11 protein-coding genes and 1 pseudogene are annotated in these 14,815 nt (G+C 64.4%); 10 read left to right on the top strand and 2 right to left on the bottom strand.

Annotated features, from left to right (window positions below; all coding sequences use genetic code 11):
* Positions 1–74: 74 nt before the first annotated feature.
* The 3 genes from HKW67_RS09920 to HKW67_RS09910 all read left to right on the top strand — a co-directional run bounded on the left by HKW67_RS09920 (position 75) and on the right by HKW67_RS09910 (position 3,254).
* A complete protein-coding gene (locus HKW67_RS09920) occupies positions 75–503 on the top strand; it encodes a hypothetical protein (protein WP_206044672.1) in 429 nt (142 codons plus the stop codon).
* Between the two features lie 146 nt (positions 504–649).
* Positions 650–991, top strand: coding sequence for a hypothetical protein (locus HKW67_RS09915; RefSeq protein ID WP_171225233.1), 342 nt, complete (start codon positions 650–652; stop codon positions 989–991).
* Between the two features lie 16 nt (positions 992–1,007).
* The gene (locus tag HKW67_RS09910) at positions 1,008–3,254 is read left to right on the top strand and encodes a serine/threonine-protein kinase (protein WP_171225232.1); all 2,247 of its coding nucleotides are present in this window, start codon (positions 1,008–1,010) and stop codon (positions 3,252–3,254) included.
* 27 nt (positions 3,255–3,281) lie between these two features.
* Here the strand turns inward: HKW67_RS09910 and HKW67_RS09905 are convergent, their stop codons facing one another.
* Positions 3,282–4,892: an ABC-F family ATP-binding cassette domain-containing protein gene (locus HKW67_RS09905; protein ID WP_171225231.1), complete on the bottom strand. Its 1,611-nt coding sequence runs from the start codon at positions 4,890–4,892 to the stop codon at positions 3,282–3,284.
* 110 nt (positions 4,893–5,002) lie between these two features.
* On the opposite strand from HKW67_RS09905, the gene HKW67_RS09900 reads away from it, so the two are divergent.
* The 3 genes from HKW67_RS09900 to HKW67_RS09890 all read left to right on the top strand — a co-directional run bounded on the left by HKW67_RS09900 (position 5,003) and on the right by HKW67_RS09890 (position 8,581).
* A complete protein-coding gene (locus HKW67_RS09900) occupies positions 5,003–5,902 on the top strand; it encodes a hypothetical protein (protein WP_206044671.1) in 900 nt (299 codons plus the stop codon).
* Positions 5,903–6,042: 140 nt separating this feature from the next.
* Complete coding sequence (locus HKW67_RS09895; protein WP_171225230.1) at positions 6,043–6,666, top strand: DUF305 domain-containing protein; 624 nt, start codon at positions 6,043–6,045, stop codon at positions 6,664–6,666.
* A gap of 64 nt (positions 6,667–6,730) precedes the next feature.
* Positions 6,731–8,581, top strand: a complete 1,851-nt coding sequence (locus HKW67_RS09890; protein ID WP_171225229.1) for an LVIVD repeat-containing protein — start codon at positions 6,731–6,733, stop codon at positions 8,579–8,581.
* Positions 8,582–8,595: 14 nt separating this feature from the next.
* Here HKW67_RS09890 and HKW67_RS09885 read toward each other — a convergent pair whose 3' ends face one another.
* The gene (locus tag HKW67_RS09885; protein ID WP_171225228.1) at positions 8,596–9,312 is read right to left on the bottom strand and encodes a hypothetical protein; all 717 of its coding nucleotides are present in this window, start codon (positions 9,310–9,312) and stop codon (positions 8,596–8,598) included.
* A gap of 57 nt (positions 9,313–9,369) precedes the next feature.
* Between HKW67_RS09885 and HKW67_RS09880 the strand changes: the two genes are divergently transcribed.
* The 4 genes and pseudogenes from HKW67_RS09880 to HKW67_RS22425 all read left to right on the top strand — a co-directional run bounded on the left by HKW67_RS09880 (position 9,370) and on the right by HKW67_RS22425 (position 14,808).
* Entirely contained in the window at positions 9,370–9,945 is a 576-nt protein-coding gene (locus HKW67_RS09880; RefSeq protein ID WP_171225227.1) for a hypothetical protein, read from the top strand.
* Positions 9,946–11,691, top strand: a complete 1,746-nt coding sequence (locus HKW67_RS09875; protein ID WP_206044670.1) for a flotillin family protein — start codon at positions 9,946–9,948, stop codon at positions 11,689–11,691. It abuts the gene before it with no gap.
* A 32-nt stretch (positions 11,692–11,723) separates the two neighbouring features.
* Entirely contained in the window at positions 11,724–13,154 is a 1,431-nt protein-coding gene (locus tag HKW67_RS09870) for an aminopeptidase P N-terminal domain-containing protein (protein WP_171225226.1), read from the top strand.
* Position 13,155: 1 nt separating this feature from the next.
* Positions 13,156–14,808 (top strand): annotated as a pseudogene (locus HKW67_RS22425) (M1 family metallopeptidase).
* Positions 14,809–14,815: the final 7 nt, after the last annotated feature.

The following is a 14,815-nucleotide window of genomic DNA, read 5'->3' as shown; positions in this document are numbered from 1 at the left end:
CTTGCGCGTTACCAGGTGGCTGTCCAAGCTACCCACGTACCGACTATCACATTTAGTGCACTACTGGGAGCGCTATGCGCACGGCACGATGGACTTTAGGCGTTGGCGGGATACTACTGGCGGCGGCCGTTGTCGTGGCGGCCAGGCCGTGGCCGTCACGCGCCACGGTACAAGTGACGGTGAGTGCTCGCTGCGCCGGTCCGAACTCGACGGAAGTCACCGTCAGTCCGTGGAATGTGCGACTGCAGCAGGATGATGAAATCGAGTGGGTCATCGCGGCCAACGCGAACAGCGACAACATCTCGGTCACGCCAAAGGCGACGAGCGGCTGGCCCTTCCCGTCGCGTGGCCCGTTCAACGCGGCGAAGGGACAGCCGGCGCGCGCGAACAGAATGCGGCCCAACAGCCGCGGTGGCTATAAGTACAACATTCAACTGGTCTGCCAGGCAGGAAATAATCCGCCGGATACGGTGATCATTGATCCGGACGTGATCGTCAACTGAGTCGAGTGGTGTGTCCTAGCGGCAGGTAGTTTCCCAACAATGAGATGACGGAGGCTCGGATGAGGAGCACGATAAAGTGGATGGTGTCCGGATCGATAATCGCGACCACGATCGGTATCTCGGCATGTCAGGGTCCCGCTAACGGTGTGCGTATCGCATCCAAAATGGCGGACACGGTGACGATTACGGCGAATTGCACCAATGGCCAACAGATCGATGTGAAGGTGGACAAGTGGGTGTTGTACATGAAGAAGCAAGGCGAAGTCGTGTTTGTCCCGTTGTCGACGACGGGAGCGGCGATATCGGTGACGCAGCAATCGCCGGCGCTGTGGCCATTCGATCAAACCCCGCCACTCAACGGGAACGGCAAGGGGAAGATCAAGAACAGGGATGGCGACTATCGATACGATGTGCGGGTGGCCTGCAGCAACGGTACCACCGGCGATTCGGTGCGCGTCGTCATCGACCCCGACATCATCGTGAACTGATGTCGCACTTGCGAACATGATGGCTAGCAGGACGCTGCATCCCGCGCGCATCGGCCCGTACCATATCATCCAGCTGCTCGGTGAAGGCGGCATGGGTGTGGTATACGAAGCGGAGGAAACCGAACCGGTCCGGCGTCGCGTTGCGCTAAAGCTGGTGCGCACCATGCTCGACGATACGCGCGATGTGCTCGCGCGCTTCGACGCGGAGCGGCGCGCGCTGGCGGTGATGAATCATCCCGGTATCGCGCGCGTGCTGCACGCCGGCAGCAGCGAAACCGGGCAGCCGTACTTCGCCATGGAGCTCGTACGCGGCCTACCGCTCACCGAGTTTTGCGATGCGCGCCGTCTGAATGTGCGCGATCGGCTGCAGTTGTTCGTCGGGATCTGTGAAGCGGTCCAGCACGCACACCAGAAGGGTGTCGTGCACCGCGACCTCAAGCCGTCCAACATCCTCGTCACCGACGAGGACGGCCACCCGCAGCCGAAGATCATCGACTTCGGTATCGCCAAGGCGCTCGGACCACAGGGCCCCGAGGTGGTGGCGAAGACCATGGCGGGTTTTGCCATGGGGACCGTGGCCTACATGAGTCCGGAGCAGGCGAGCAACGCGTCGATGGACGTGGACACCCGAGCGGACATCTACTCGCTGGGCGTCATGCTGTACGAGTTACTCGTGGGGCACCTCCCGATCGACCCGGCCGAAGTGGGACTACACCAGTTTCTGGCGCGCCTGGTGAGTGGCGATACGAGCCCGCCGACCCCGAGTGTCGGACTCGCCACCGCAGCGGCCCTCAGCGAGACGATCGCGAGTCGACGTCGCACCGACGCGCGTCATCTCAAGCGGGCGCTGCGCGGCGATCTCGACTGGATCGTCATGAAGGCGATGCACACCGATCGGTCGCAGCGCTATGAAACGGCCAATGCGTTGGCCGCCGATATCCGTCGCCATCTGGCCAACGAGCCGGTCACCGCACGTCCGCCGAGCACACGATACCGCGTAGAGAAGTTCGTGCGGCGGCATCGCGTGGGCGTGATCACGGCGGGCGTCGCCTCGTTGTTGGTGGTCACGAGCAGCGTCATGGCCGCGGTGGGGCTGGTGCGTGCTCGTCGTGCCGAGCAGCTGGCCGCGAGTGAGGCGGAAGCGGCGAAGGAAGTCGCCGACTTCATGGTGAATCTGTTCCGGCAGTCGGATCCCAACGTGCAGCGGCGTCAGAACATGACGGCACAGGCGCTACTCGAACAGGGCATCCGTCGTGTATCCACCGACCTTTCGTCGCAGCCACTGTTGCAAGCGCGGCTCATGCAAACCATGGGCACTGTGCAGACCTCACTCGGCAAATACGTCGAGGCGCGCGTGCTGCTGGAAGACGTGCTGCGCACGCGCGAACGCCTGCTCGGTCCCGACGATGTGCTCCTTGGCGAAACGCTCACGTCGCTGGGCGAGCTCACGCGTGATCGTGGCGAACTCGATGTCGCCGACGGCTATCTCATGCGCGCCCAGCGCATCCGCGAGCGCGCGCTGGGACCGCTGCACGCCGACCTGGCCACGACGCTTTCGATGATGGCGGCGTTGCGGATGCGGCAAACGCGTCTCACGGAAGCGGAGTCGTTGTATCAGCGGGTCTTGGCGATCGATGCGGTCGCTCGGTCGCCGGACGATGCACGCACGCTGCGTGATATGCGCGGTCTCGCCGCGGTGTATCGCGCGCAGAAGCGGAATGCGCAGGCGGACTCGCTCTGGAAAGTCACGCTGCAGCGTCAGGAACAGTCGCTGGGGAGTGAACACCCCGACGTGGGTAGCACGCTGAACAACATCGGCGCCATCGCGTACTCCGACGGGAAGTACGCCGAGGCCGACGCGTTCTACGGACGCGCGCGCCCCATCTTGGAGCGCGCGTATGGTGTGGAGCATCCGCTCACCGTGAGCGTCATCAACAATCAGGCGGAGGTGCTCTGGAAGCTCAAACGCTACGCCGAGGCCGAGCCGCTGTTCCGGCAAGCACTGGCGGCGAAGGAGCGGTTGTACACGCCGGAGCATTCGTCGATCGCGGTGTCGCTGAACGGGCTGGCTGGCGTGCTGCGCGACAGCAAACGCGGGGCCGAGGCAGAAACACTCTACAAGCGGGCGCTGGCCATTCGTGAAATCGGCAACGGCTCGACCGATCTCGCCGAGACGCTGCGTGACTACGCCGTGCTGCTGCGGGCCACGAACCGGGCGGCACTGGCCACGCAGCTCGACGCGCGGGCCGCGACGCTGAAGTAGCGAAGCGCCCGGCACGTCAAAGACGGCTCACGCGCGACGCGCGCGCGATGCCTCCCATTCATCGAACGGGCCGTCGAAGTCCTTCAGCCGCGTGCCGTCAAACCACCACACGCGCGTGGCCACCTGCCGCAGGAAGGCGCGGTCGTGGCTCACCAGCAGGACGGTGCCGTCGAAGTCGTCGAGCGCATCTTCGAGCACTTCGATGTTCTCGACGTCGAGGTGATTGGTGGGTTCGTCCAGCACGAGCAGGTTGGCGCCTGCGAGGGTCATCAGCGCCAGTGCCATGCGGGCGCGCTCGCCACCGCTGAGGGTACGGATTTCGCGGAACACTTCGTCGCCGCTGAAGCCGAACGCGCCGAGATGATTCTGAATGTTGCCGCGGCTCCAGAGTGGCCGCTGCGCCTGAATGGCGTCCGAGAGCGACAGACGCAGCGGGAGATCGGCCAAGTCCTGTCGGAACCACGCCGGCGTGATCGAACTACCTACGCGCGCCTCGCCGCTTGCCGGCGCGAGATCACCCAGCATCGTCGAGATGAACGTCGATTTGCCCGCGCCGTTGGGGCCGACCAGCGCGATGAAGTCGTTGCGTCGCAGCGTGGCCGTGAAGTCGTCCACGAGCACCCGGCCCGGTACTTCGACGCGCAGTTCATTGATAGAGACCACCTGATCGCCGCCGCGTTCGGCGATCTTGAACTCGAGCGACATCGCGGCCGGATCGCCCACCGGTGGCGCGAGGCGGGGCAGGCGTTCGAGTCGCTTGCGCTTGCCCTTCGCCTGAAACGAATTGACGCCGGCCAGATTCCGTCGGATATACTCCTCTTCCTTCTTCACGTACGCGCGCTGCTTCTCCACTTCACGCTCGCGCGTGAGTCGACGTTCGGCGCGCTGTGGCACGAACTGACTGTAGTTCCCCTTGTACGCCTCGCTCGTTTTCGCCTCGATGTGCAGGATGTTCGTGCAGACCGCATCCATGAATGCACGATCGTGCGATACCACGAGCACGGTTTCGTCGCACTCCTTGAGCCACTCCTGCAGCCAGGTGGTGGTGTCGAGATCGAGGTGATTGGTGGGTTCGTCGAGCATCAGCAGGTCGGCAGGCGCGATGAGTTGCGCCGCCAGCCCCACACGTCCGCGCTCCCCACCCGAGAGCGTCGATACCAGCCGCGTCTTCGACTCCTCGGCATCGAAGCCCAGACCTTGAAGCACGGCGTCCACGCGGGCGTGGTAGATGTAGCCGCCGAGGTCAGCGAAGCGCTCCTGATCGTGTCCGAACTTCTCGAGCATCTCGTCGGTGCACTTGTCGCCCAGCTCCCCCAGCGCCATCGCTTGATCCGCAATGCGCTGCTCGAGGGCGATGACGTCACGCCAGGCCGCGGCGCCGGCCTGCCACACCGTGGTGGCCCCTTCGAAGGCCCGGTGCTGGTCGAGGAGGGCATGGCGAAGTCCCGGCTTGCGGGCGACGGCGCCAACCGTGGGCTGGATATCGCCGGTAATGACGCCGAAAATCGACGTCTTTCCGGCGCCATTGCGCCCGATGATTCCCCACCGCTCGCCTTCGGCCACGGTGAAGGTGATGTCTTTGAGGAGTTCGGTGGCTCCGAAGGAGATACCGATATTGGAGCAGGAGAGAAGAGTCACGCGGCGATGGTGGCGTCAGGTGGAATACGTCTCCGGGAAAGCTAATGGCGGCTGAGCTGGCAGACGATTCAGTCGGATGACACCGCGGGCGCTTGGTGGTACCCTACGATATGCCCGACTCCCCCCTGCGACCGACGCCACTGGCGGCGGCGTCTGCGTTGACCACCGCCGAGTGGCAGGCACGCGCCGCCACGCACCGTGAGCGGGTGCAGCGGTGGACGCAACCGCGGCGTGAGCGGCGTTCGCGCGGAGAAGTGCATCCGGTCTACGACTTCCTCTTTCAGTACTATCACTTTCCCGCCGGGCGGCTGGAGACCTGGCACCCCGGTCCCGACGAGCTCCTGGTCGATAGCCCCGAGGCCCGCGAGCGCTTCGCGGGGCCGGTGTATCAGGCGACTGAGGGCGTGATCCGGCGCAACGCGGCCGCCCTCTCCGCCGCGGGACGCGCGGCGCTCGGCCAGGTCGCGCACGTGTTGCGGTCGACACAGGATCGCCCGGCGAACTTCGGATGCTACGGCATGCACGAGTGGGCCATGGTGTACGGCGGGCATGATGTGCGGCACGCGGAAATCGCACCGCTCAGGCTTCCGCAGGCCCAAGTGGACGAGTTTGTGGAGAGCCGTCCCGTGGCCTGCAGCCACTTCGACGCCTTCCGGTTTTTCGCACCGGCCGCGAAGCCGCTCAACCGCGTCGGGCTGGAATGGTCCACCCGTCATGACACGGAGCAGCCGGGCTGTATCCACGCCAACATGGATCTGTACCGCTGGGCCTTCACGTCGATGCCCTGGATTGGCAGCGATCTGCTCTGGTGCTGCTTTGAGCTCGCGGTGGAGTTGCGGGTGCTCGACATGCAGGCCGGGCCGTATGATCTCCGTGCCATCGGCTTCGATCCGGTGCAAGTCGAAACTCCGGCAGGGCGAGACGAATATCAGCGCCGTCAACGGGAGTTGAGTGTACGCGCGATCGCGCTGCGGGCGCGTCTCATCACGGCGGTGGGCGCGATCGCCTGACGGAGCGACGTGCGCGGTCTACCCGTATGGTGCCTAGTGCGGGGACAGCACAGACCGTATCGTCCAATGGAGACGTACCGTACGCTTCCCCGTCCGCCGGCCCACATGCCGGTTCGACACCTTTCCGGAGCACACACGCCATGATGGCCCGTCGTCCGATTCTCGCCCTTTCGGTCATTGCCCTGTTGACCGGCGCCTCGTCGCGTGCGTCCGCGCAAGGCGGTATGGCGGGCATGGATCACAGCATGCACCGCATGGGGCCCGAGATCGTCATCCCCAAAGGCGCGATCTACACCAAGGCGGATGTCGAATTCATGCAGGGCATGATCGCGCATCACGCTCAGGCCATCGTAATGTCCCGGCTGGCTGAAGCGAACGGTGCCAACCCGCAGGTGCTCAAGCTCTCGCGGAAGATCGATCAGTCTCAGGTCCCCGAAATTCAGATCATGCAGCAGTGGCTCCGCCGCCACGAGCAGTTCGCGCCGGACACGGCATCGTGGCACTCCATGCGCATGGACGGCATGCTGTCGGATGACGAGATCAAGGCGCTGAGTACCTCGAAGGGAGTCGAGTTCGATCGACTCTTTCTGGTCGGCATGATCAAGCACCACGAGGGCGCGATCAAGATGGTCGACGAGCTGTTCAAGTCGCCCGGCGCCGGTCAGGAAGTCGACGCCAATATCTTCGCCAACGATGTCGTGAGTGCGCAGACCGCCGAGATCGGCATCATGCGCAGCCTGCTCGCCAAGCTCCCCCCGAAGTAACCCGGGCACACGGCGCCGTCCGGCGTTCTGTCTGCCCCATCCTAACCTACCGGAGTGTGAACCGATGCGCGTCATGCGTGGATTGATCCTGCTGTTCGCGACTGCCGTCGTGCCGACGCTCGCGTCGGCGCAGACGTACCCGAGCAAGTCAGATCCCCGGAATAACCTCAAGCCGGGTCGATTGGACGCGGGCGTCGCGGCGAGCAACATGAAGCTGCTGTCGTTCACGCCAAAGCCCGCCCAGTTCGACACGGTGCGCGGCCTGACGTTCGTCAATTCCGACCTCGCGTTCGGCACGCACTACGTCTACCAGGCCAACTTCGCCGGCTTCTCGATCTGGGACATCACCGACCCCGCCAAGCCGGCCATGACGGCCGTGGTCCAGTGCATCACCTCGCAGGGTGACCCGTCGATCTACGGCAACCTGCTGTTCATCTCCGCAGAAGGCGCGGGCAACCGCAACGATTGCGGGAGCGGCGGCGTGCAGGATCCGAAGGATCACATGGCTGGCGTGCGCATCTTCGACGTGTCCAATCCGAAGGCACCGAAGCTCGTGAAGAACGTGCAGACCTGCAAAGGCTCGCACACGCACACGATCGTGCCCAGCCCGACCGATCCTCGCACGATTTACATCTACGTGTCGGGACAGCAGGCGGCGCGGCCTGAGACCGAGCTCGCCGGCTGCAAGAACGGCACGGATCCGGCTGACCCCACGAACTCGCTCTTCCAGCTCGACATCATCAAGGTGCAGCTCGATCGTCCCGAGCAGGCCAAGGTGATTCCCGGTGCGCGCGTGTTCACCGGCTTGGACGGTGCGAGTGAGTGCATGCGGTTCTGCGCACCGGCGGACGCACGTCGTGCTGCCGCAGGAGCGGGTCGTCCGGCACGCCCGGCGCCCGATCCGGCCATGCCCACCGGACCGCGCAATTGCCATGACGTGACGGCGTATCCGGCGTTGAATCTGCTCGCGGCGTCCTGCTCGACGCACTCCATTCTCGTGGACATTTCGAACCCCGAGAAGCCGTTCCGCATCAGTGCACTCGCCGACACGAACAATTATCAGGGGCGGCACACCGCGGCGTTCAGCAACGACGGCAAGAAGCTGATTCAGACCGACGAATGGGGCGGCGGCACGGGCCCGATGTGTCAGGCCTCCAGCATGATCGAGCTCGGTGGCAACACGGTGATCTCGCTCGACGCGAAGAAGAAGCAGGCGCAGCGCGCGTACTTCAAGCTGCCGTCGTCCCAGACGGCCGAAGAGAACTGTGTGTCGCACAACGGTGGCATCATCCCCGTGCCGGGACGCGACCTGTATGTGCAGGGCTGGTATCAGGGCGGCGTGAACATCATGGACTTCACCGATCCTGACAAGGCGTTCGAAATCGGCTACTTCGATCGTGGTTCGATCGATCCGCCGCAGCCGGTGGATGTACCCGCCGCCGCTGCGGCTGCCGCGGCGCCGGGCGCGCGTCCGCGCAGCAATACCATCGGCGGTTCGTGGGGCGCGTACTACTGGAACGGCCTCATCTTCTCGTCCGAACTTGATCGCGGCATGGACATCCTCGAGCTCACGCCGAGCGCGCAGTTGTCGGCGAACGAGATCGCCGCCGCGAAGCTGGTGACGTTCACGGATTACAACCCGCAGAGCCAGCCCAAGATGACGTGGCCGGCGGCGTTCGTGGTGGTGCGCTCGTACCTCGACCAGCTGGTGCGCGGCAACGGACTCGCGTCCGAGCGCACGACGGCGATTTACGCGGCACTCGATGCGGCGGAGATGAAGTCAGGGCTGGCGCGCGCGACGGCGCTCAACGCGCTGGCGTTGCAGGTGGACAAGGACGTCGCCGGCGCCAAGGACGGCGCGCGGGTGAAGACGATGGCCGGTGAGATCCGGCGCCTCGCGGCGGCGTCGAAGTAAGCCAAAAGCTGGGGCTAGCGGCGCCAGAGTACGAGGGCGCCGCAGCTGCCGGCGTTCTTGAGATCAGCGGGCGTGGTCGCGTACAGCTCCACGGCCGTCAGGTCGTCGGTGAAGATCTTGTCGAGGTCTGGCGGCGCGGCGTTCTCGAACGGGTACACGAGCAGACCGTCACGAACGACTGCGGTGTAGCAAGTCGCGTTGCCGCGCGCGGCGAGAAACGATTCGCCGTTCGGTCCCGCGCCGATGAGCGCGGCGGCGTTCACCTTGAGGAGATTGGCGAGCGGACGTCCGTCGGCCGCCTTGAGCTGCGCGAGGGTGAAGAACTTGCCCTGCGCCTTCACCCGACGCGCGTCGAATCCCGCGAGCGTAAGCGCGGTCGTCACGCCCTTGGGTTTGGGTGCCGCCACGACCGCGAGAATCTCGAGGTCGATCGGCATCGCCACCCCAGGGCCGCTCGTGAACTTGTCGAAAAAGGCCTGATAGCCGCGCGCGACGGCCTCGACGATGTGCCCGCCGTCCTCGAGGTCGGGGACGCGTACGATGCCGAGCGAATCGGTGACACCGGCGTCGATGGTGTGATCGATGGTGATCTGCGCGTTACGGATCGCCACCGTGTCGCCGGCCTTCCGGAAGCGAAGCAAGACGGTACGCGCGTCTTGCGCGTGCAGCGGGCGCGTCAGTAGCATACCGACGGCCACCGACGCGAGATGGAGAGCGTGTGTGATTCTCATGACGGGGAACGATAGCCGTGGTGTAACATCCTCCGCCATTCTTCCGTAGTGAATTCAGTGACCACCTTCTTGTTGACCTGCGCGCTTGTCGGTGGCGTACTGCTGCTCGCGCAGCTCGTATTCGGCTCCATCGGCGCCGAGCACGACGCGACGACGCACGACGGTTCACTCACTCCGCTGCACAACGGCGCGCATGAGGCCAGCAGCGGCCTGCAGCTCTTCAGCGTTCGTGCACTCACTGCCGCCGTCGCATTCTTCGGTATCGGTGGGCTCGGCGCGCGCTCCTTGGGTGCCGCAACGCCGCTCACCATCATCACGGCGATATTGCTCGGCGCCATGGGGATGTTCGGGGTCGCCGTCAGCATGCGTGCGATGCTCGGCCTTCAGCGCGATGCGACGCTCGACATTCGAAACGCGATGGGCAAGGTTGGCACCGTGTACGTGCCGGTGCCCGGGTCACTTGGTGGAGTGGGTAAGGTGACGCTTGCCGTGCAGGGGCGTACCGTGGAGTATCAGGCGGTCACACTGGAGGGAAGCGTACTTCCCACCGGTGCTCCGGTGGTCGTCGTGGGAATCCGCGACGACGACGTTCTCGAAGTGCTTCTTCTCTCTTCTGTCGACGGAGTTCAGTAAATGCACGTCGTTGCCATGCACCCGCTGCTGCAGGTCGGCTCTGTGGATCTCTTGAACAGCACTAGCATCGCGCTGGCGGGAGCGGCTTTCGCGCTCATCCTGTTCGTGAGCCTCGTCATCCTGTTCGTGTCGCGCTACAAGCGCTGCCCGGCGAATCGTGTGCTCGTGATTTCCGGCCGCGTGGGGGGCAACGAAGCCGCCCGATGCATCTCCGGTGGTGGTGCGTTCGTGTGGCCGGTCATTCAAGAGTTCGCGTATCTGTCGCTCGAGCCGATGCAGATCAACATCCCGCTCAAGGACGCGCTCTCCTTCGAGAACATTCGCGTCGCGGTACCCAGCGTGTTCACGGTCGCCATCGGCTCGGAGTCTGAAGTGCGGCAGAACGCCGCGATGCGACTGCTCGGTCGTCTGCAAGACGCGATCATGAAGGACGCGCAGGATATCATCTTCGGACAGCTGCGTCAGGTGATCGCGTCGATGACGATCGACCAGATCAACCGCGATCGTGATGGATTTCTGCACAAGATCCAGCTCTCGCTCGAGCCGGAGCTGCGCAAGATCGGTCTCGTGCTCATCAACGTGAACATTCACGACTTGCGCGACGAGAGCGGCTACATCGAGGCTATCGGCCGCAAGGCCGCCGCGACGGCGGTCCAGCAAGCGCGCGGCGACGTGGCCGATCAGGAGCGCATGGGCGAAGTGCGCGTGGCCGAAGCCGAGCGCGAGAAGCTGGTCCTCGTGGCGAATGCGTCGAAGGACCGGGAGATCGGCCTCGCGCTTGCCGATCGTGAACGCGCGGTGCGGCTCGCGGAGCTCGACAAGGAACGCCAGGTGGGCGAGCAGATGGCCGTCTTCGAGCGTGACACACAGGTGAAGGACGCGCAACGTCTTCAGGCGGTGCGTATCGCACAGTTCGACAAGGAACAGAAGATCGGTGAGCAGACCGCGATCTTCGAGCGCGATGCGATGGTGAAGGAGGCCGAGCAGAAGAAGCGTGTCGCGGTGGCCGATGCCGACGCCCGCGCGATCGCGGGCGAAGCGGAGTCGCAGGCACTGATCGTCGCTACGCAGGCGCAGCTCTCGGTACGACAGGCGGAAGCCTATCAGATGGTGGAGACGAAGAAGCGCGAAGCAGAGGCGGCGGTGGTCGAAGCTGGCAACCGCGCGCAGACGCGTGCGGCGCTCGCGGACGCGGAGCGCGTGGAAGCCGAGCAGCGCGCCAAGGTCGAAGCACCTGCGAAGGCCGAAAAGGCGCGCACCATCGTCGAGGCGGAAGCCGACGCCGAGCGGCAGCGCATTCACGCCACCGCCGAAGCCGCCGCGATCTTCGCAAAGCTCGATGCACAGGCCCGAGGTGAGTACGAGGTGCTCTCCAAGCGCGCCGAGGCACTGGGACAGCTCGTGGAGAAGGCTGGTGGCGCGCGCGAGGCGTTTCAGTTGCTCATGGTCGACCAGATCCCACTGCTCGCCGAGTCGGCGGCGAAGGCCATCTCGAACATCAAGTTCGACAAGGTCGTGGTGTGGGAGGGTGGCAACGGCAACGCGAACGGCGGACCGAGCGGCACGGCGGGCTTCATCCAGAACATGGCGAAGAGTATGCCGCCGATGATGGACGTGCTGCGCACCGTGGCCGGCGTGGAGCTGCCGGCGTTTCTCGGCGCGATGACGCCGGAAACGACGCCGAGTGTGGCGCCGACGGCTGGGGCTGAAGCCTCGAAAGGCGAGGAAGTGCTGCCGGTGAAGTAGTCGTCCAGTCGCAAACCCCTACCCGCCGCCATATGCGTTCTACGCGTCCGTGGTATCTGATCGCGTGCCTCCTGGTCGCTGTTCCATCGCAGAGCCGCGCCCAGGAGAAATACGCCTACCAGACTGACTTCACCGTCGAGGAGTTCGCCGCCCGACGCGCCCGGATCTACGACGCGATCGGCGCGCAGGGGATCGCCGTCGTACAAGGGGCGAGCGGGGTGCCCGGCTTCAGCGTGTTCCGTCAGTCGAACGATTTCTACTATCTGTGTGGCCTCGAATCGGCGCATGCGTACCTGTTGCTCAACGGGCGCACGCGCACCGCCACGCTGTATCTCCCGCATCGCGACGAAGGAAGGGAACGCTCGGAGGGGAAGGTTCTCTCGGCGGAGGATTCGGCTCTCGTTGCCAGACTCACCGGTGTCAATCAGGTGAAGGGCCTGGAGAGTCTTTCGCTCGACCTCGTGAGCGCCGACCTGATACGCCCACCGGCGCTGGCGCTGTACACGCCGCTCAGCCCCATGGAGACCGGCAACGACAGTCGTGATGAATTGCTGGCCGGTCAGGCGCGCGCCGCCAGTGATCCGTGGGACGGGCGACCGTCGCGCGAGGCGCATTTCGTGCGACTCGTTCACGAGCGCTTCCCGCAGTTCGCCGTGCGCGATCTGTCACCAACGATCGATAGTCTGCGTGTGATCAAGAGCGCCGCCGAGATCGCGCTCATTCGCCAGGCCACACAACTGGCAGGACTCGGCATCATGGAAGCGATGCGTTCCACGAGCCCTGGCGTGTACGAGTACCAGCTCGATGCCGCTGCCAAGTATGTGTTCCATGCGGGTGGTGCACGCGGCGACGGCTACGCCTCGATCATCGGCGGCGGCATTAACGCCTTTCTGGGTCATTATTTCCGTAAGTCCGACGCGCTGCGCGACGGCGACTTGGTGCTGATGGACTACGCACCCGACTACCGCTACTACACGAGCGACGTGACGCGCATCCGGCCGGTAAACGGGAAGTACACCGCACCACAAGCGGCGCTGTACGAGTACATCGTGGCGTATCGTGACGCGCTGTTCCGGTACATCAAGCCGGGCGTCACCGCCGATGCAGTGCTCGACCGTGCGGCCGCCGACATGACGCAGTATCTGGTGGGGAAAACGTTTGCGTCGCCGGCGCATCGCAAAGCAGTTGAGCAAGGGGTGGTGTTCCGCGGTCACTTCCAGCATCCGGTCGGCATGGCGGTGCATGACGTCGGGCGTGTGCGCGGCGTGCCACTGAGAGCGGGGATGGTATTCACGATCGATCCGATGATCTGGATTCCCGAGGAGCAGCTCTACATCCGCATCGAAGACGTGGCCCTGGTGACGGCCGACGGCGTGGAGAATCTGAGCGGATTCGTGCCGTCGCGTATCACGGATGTGCAACGCACGATCGGCGAGGCCGGCGTGATCCAATTCCGCAAATGAGATGCAAATGAGATATCACGTCGCCGCCGCGCTAACCGTCGTGGGCGCGTTCCTGTCGCCACCGACGAGAACGGACACGTACCCCAAGAATCCCAATGTCGATGCGCTCAATTACGCGTTCACGATCGAGCTGTCGGATACGACGGACCTGATCGTCGGGGAGATGGCGCTCGATGTCCGCTTCGTGGGGCCGGGTGTGCGTGCCGTACGACTCGATCTCATCAGCGCCAGTGCGGCGCAGGGCGGCAAGGGGATGCGCGTGTCAGGTGTGACGATGAACGGCGCCGCGATACCGTACACACACGCCGACGATGTGTTGATGGTGCCGCTGGCGTCGGCGCCGGTTGTGAATCAGCGCGCGCGGTTGGTCGTACGCTATCAGGGGACACCCGCGACGGGACTCAAGATCGGTAAGAACAAGTACGGCGATCGTACGTTCTTCAGCGACAACTGGCCCGACAAGGGCCGCCATTGGTTGCCGATAATCGACCATCCGTACGACAAGGCCACCAGTGAGTTCATCGTGACGGCGCCCAGTCACTATCAGGTCGTGTCCAACGGCCTGCAGGTGGAGATCAGCGACGTACCCGGCGGACGTCGCCGCACGCACTGGAAGAACTCGGTGCCGATCGCGCCGTGGTTGTACGTGCTGGGCGCGGCGCGCTTTGCCGTGCAACACGTGGGGAAGTTCGATGGCAAGGCGATCGAGACGTGGGTATATGCGCAGGATCGCGACGCCGGGTTTGCCGACTTTGCGACACCGACGAAAGACGTGCTGGCGTACTACAGCGATTACGTGGGGCCCTTTGCCTACGAGCGGTTGGCCAACATTCAGTCCAACAGCGTGAGCGGCGGCATGGAGGCGGCATCCGCCATCCTCTACAGCGAGGGTTCGGTGACCGGCACTGGCAGTGTGCGCTGGCGCAATGTGGTGATTCACGAGATCGCCCATCAGTGGTTCGGCAACGCCGTCACCGAGGCGGACTGGGATGATGTGTGGCTCAGTTAGGGCTTCGCGACGTACTTCACGCTGCTGTACATCGAGCACGCCTATGGCCGCGATGAATTTGTGCGCGGGCTGCAGTCCAGCCGCACTACGGTCATGACCTTCGAAGCAAAGAATCCCGCGTACACCATCATCCACAAGAATTTGAGCCGCATGGAAGATGTCACCAGTTCCCACACCTATCAGAAGGGGAGCTGGACGTTGCACATGCTGCGCGGCGTGATCGGCGAGGTCGCGTTCCAGCGGGGCATTCGCGCGTACTACGCGCGGCATTTCAATGGGAACGCCACCACCGCCGACTTCCGCCGTGCGATGGAGGAAGCGTCGGGGCAGGAGCTCGGATGGTTTTTCGAGCAGTGGCTCTACAAGCCCGGCGCGCTCAAGGTCGCGGGCAGCTGGACGTACGATGCCGCTGCCCGCCAAGTACGCATTGCGCTGGATCAGGTGCAGAACGACGGCAGCCTGTTCACGATGCCGATCGAGATCGGCGTGTATTCCAAAGGTCAGCCGGTACCCGCGATGGAGCGGGTGCGGGTAACGGCCAAATCCAACAGCTTCACCATCAGCACCCCCACGGCCCCAGATAGCGTACGCCTGGATCCGAACCTCTGGGTGCTGATGGAGGCCACGTTCGCGAAGAAGCCGTAACGCGTTT

This window comes from Gemmatimonas groenlandica, from assembly GCF_013004105.1.
Taxonomy (GTDB): domain Bacteria; phylum Gemmatimonadota; class Gemmatimonadetes; order Gemmatimonadales; family Gemmatimonadaceae; genus Gemmatimonas; species Gemmatimonas groenlandica.
Note: the sequence above shows the minus strand (reverse complement) of the source record. Positions and strands in the feature narration are given on the sequence as shown.